The organism is Actinomadura sp. HBU206391 (genome assembly GCF_014323665.1).
GTDB lineage: Bacteria > Actinomycetota > Actinomycetes > Streptosporangiales > Streptosporangiaceae > Actinomadura_C.
On record NZ_JABVEB010000433.1, the window covers coordinates 1 to 3,243 of the forward strand.

General features: G+C 71.4%; 3 protein-coding genes. 1 reads left to right on the forward strand and 2 read right to left on the reverse strand.

Going from position 1 to position 3,243, the window contains the following annotated elements; translation table 11 throughout:
• Positions 1-726: sodium:solute symporter family transporter (locus HKK72_RS37815; protein ID WP_410050387.1), on the reverse strand; the 726-nt coding region annotated here is incomplete at its 3' end.
• Positions 727-918: 192 nt separating this feature from the next.
• On the opposite strand from HKK72_RS37815, the gene HKK72_RS37820 reads away from it, so the two are divergent.
• Entirely contained in the window at positions 919-1,764 is an 846-nt protein-coding gene (locus HKK72_RS37820) for a M15 family metallopeptidase (RefSeq protein WP_187239194.1), read from the forward strand.
• A gap of 27 nt (positions 1,765-1,791) precedes the next feature.
• On the opposite strand, the gene HKK72_RS37825 is transcribed toward HKK72_RS37820, so the two are convergent.
• On the reverse strand, positions 1,792-3,243 hold a 1,452-nt coding region (locus HKK72_RS37825), incomplete at its 5' end, for a LuxR family transcriptional regulator (RefSeq protein ID WP_187239195.1).

The following is a 3,243-nucleotide window of genomic DNA, read 5'->3' on the forward strand; positions in this document are numbered from 1 at the left end:
GTCGGACCCGACGCCGGTGCCCTGCAAGGCGTGCAGGCCGCCCTCGCCCAGCGGCGACGACCGGATCTTCTCGGCGAGGGCGGACGGGCCGCCGACCTTGATGAGCCCGAGGACGGTCAGCGGGATGAGGCCGGCGAGGATGACGAAGAACTGCAGGACCTCGTTGTAGATCGCCGACGACAGGCCGCCCAAGGTGATGTAGACGAGGACGAAGGCGGCGGCCACGACGATGGCCACCGGCAGCGGCCAGCCGAGCAGCGCGCGCATCACCAGCGCGAGCGCGTACAGGTTGATGCCCGCGATGAGCACCTGGGCGACCGCGAACGTGAGGGCGTTGAACTGCTGGGTCGGCCGGTTGAAACGGCGGCGCAGGAACTCGGGCACGCTGTGCACGCCCGAGCGATAGTAGAACGGCATCATCACGATGCCGAGGAAGACCATGGCCGGCACCGCGCCGATCCAGTAGTAGTGCACGGTCATGGCCCCGTACTGGGCACCGTTGGCGGCCATGCCGAGGATCTCGGTCGCGCCGAGGTTGGCCGACAGGAACGCCAGACCGGTGATCCACGCGGGTAGCGATCGTCCGGAGAGTAAGAAGTCCGAACTGCTGCGCACGGTCATCCGCGCCATGAACCCGATGCCGAGCACTGTCACGAAGTACAGCGCCAGCAGTAGGTAGTCGAGGCCGCCGACCTGAAGACGCAGACCGTCCGCGACTGTTCCCACCCGTCCTCCAAGATCGTGTGTCGCTGGGTGGTGCCCACCGACGGTGGTGTTACTCGTGCTTTGCCCTACTATCTGAAAAATACGAATAACTGTGACTTTGATCGCAGAAAGCACTAAAACGGCAAAGCGCTGCGCGAGATCGATCTACGCCCGGAGGTGGCGGGTCAGCGCCGCGTGAGGTAGGAAGTGGCAATGCCGATCTTGAAGGATGCTCCCCCGCGCTCTCCCTCTCGGCCGTGGACCTCATCGCTCGCGGTCCGCGCCCTGGCGACCGTGCTCCTCATGGTGGTCGCGCTGCTACCCGCGCCGGCGTCCGCCGCCGTGGCCGGCCCCGGCGGTGGGCCGCCACGCGGGTTCGTCGTGCTGGCGGACGTGGATCCCACGATCCTGCACGACATCCGCTACCGCACGAACCACAACTTCGTCGGGCGGCCGATCACCGGTTACCGGGAGCCGCTGTGCATCCTCACCCGGCAGGCGGCTTCGGCGCTCCGTCGCGCCCAGGCCACGCTGCGCCCGCGCGGTTACACGCTCAAGGTGTACGACTGCTACCGGCCCCAGCGCGCCGTGGACGATTTCGCGCGCTGGGCGGAGCGGGCCCACGATGTGCGCATGAAACGCGAGTTCTACCCGAGCGTCGACAAGTCCAGGCTGTTCGAGGACGGCTACATCGCCGCCCGCTCCGGTCACAGCCGCGGCAGCACGGTGGACCTCACCCTGGTCAGGCTGCCGGCCAGGGCGCAGCGCCCCTACGTGCCCGGCGAACGGCTGGTGCCGTGCTTCGCGCCACGCGCCGAACGCTTCCCCGACAACACCGTCGACATGGGCACCGGCTTCGACTGCTTCGACACCCTCGCCAACACGCTCGATCCCCGCATCACCGGCAAGGCCCGGGACAACCGCCTGCTGCTCAAGGACACGCTCGAGGCGGCCGGCTTCACCAACTACGCGGCGGAGTGGTGGCACTACACCCTGAGCGGCGAGCCCTACCCGGACACCTACTTCGACTTCCCGGTCGCCCGCTCGGCACACCGGTGACCGGCGTCGCGGGCAAGGTCGCCCGTTTCAGCTGAGCAGCCTCGCCAGCTCGACTCGGGAGCGGATCCCGAGCCGGGTGAAGACGTTGCGCAGATGGTGATCGACCGTACGGTGGCTGAGGTCGAGCCGTGCGGCGATCTCCCTGTTGGTGGAACCCTCGGCGACCAGCCGGGCGATCTGGGCCTGCTGGGCGGTCAGGGCGTCGAGGCCGCGGGCGGTCCCGAGCGTGCCCGGCGGCGCGGTGTCACCGGCCGCGCGAAGCTCCGCCCGGGCCCGCTCGGCCCACTGTCCCGCGTCATAGCGCTGGAAGATCAGCAGGGCGTTGCGCAGGTGCTCACGAGCGGCGCTCGGCCTGCGCCGGCGCCGCAGCCAGTGCCCGTAGAGGAACTCGGTCCGCGCCATCTCGAAGGCGGACTCACCGCGCCGGTGCAGGCGCAGGGCCGCGCCGAAATGCGCCTCCACCGTCTCGTCGCCGCCGTCGGCCGCACCGCTCGCCCCGTCTGCGAGCAGGGCCCGGCAGCGTTGCGCCAGGGCGCGCCGGGTGGGGTTGCGGGTGCCCTCCGCCCATAGCTCGAACAGCCTGAGGGCCCGCGCCGAGGAGCCGCCCCGACCACAGCGGACGGCCGCCTCGACGAAATGCGGCGTGGCCAGCACACGGACGACCGAGTGGACGGGGCCACCGCCCCCCATCTGCGCGAGCCGGCCGGCCGCGTCGGCCGGGCGGTCGTCCACCAGATCCAGGCAGGCGAGCGCCCATGAGCACATGGCGTCCGCGCGGGCCAGCCCTCGTCTGTTCACCTCGCCGGAGATCTCCCGCAGGTGCCGCGCCACCGTATCCCTGTCCCCCTGGAACGCGGCGAGCAGCGTGATCGTGGCGACGTGGTCCATCGCGCAGTTGGCCTGCCCGGCCGCGCGGGCCAGCCGGCGGCCCTCCAGCGCGGCCGCGAGGGCCGCCGGGTACCTCCCGAGCGCGAGCTCGGCCTGGGCGAGCGCCCACAGTGCCCAGGGCATCGGCGCCACGTCGCCGCGCTCGCGCGCCGCCGCCACCGCCTGCGTGGCGAGCCCCTGTGCCCGCTGGTCGTCTCCGAGGGTGAGCGCGGCCAGGCTCGCCCACGTCTTGGCGGCACAGTCCTCGGTCAGGTCCGCCTGTTCGAGCACTTCCGCGAGCTGCGCGGCGGCGTCCTCGTGCCGTCCCTGAAAGGTCGCCGACATGCCGGCGATGTGATGGAGCATCAGCCTTACGAGCGGAGCCTCGTCGGTGCCGCCCAGTGCGGCCGCGCGTTCGGCGATGGCCAGGCACGAGCGCCGGTCTCCGGTGATCCGGAAGGCCTCGCCGGCCCGCGCCAGCGCCGTGATGGCGAGGGCGCGATCGGCGTCGGCGAGCCGGTCCGCCGCCTCCACCAGCATGCGGCCGCCGATGGCGGGGATGCCGTCACGCAGCTCGATCTCACCGCGCAGCAGCCCGGCCAGGCCGAGCAG

Coding starts and splice junctions, on each gene's coding strand:
- HKK72_RS37820 (WP_187239194.1), top strand. CDS start 919: ATGCCGATCTTGAAGGATGCTCCCCCGCGCTCTCCCTCTCGGCCGTGG.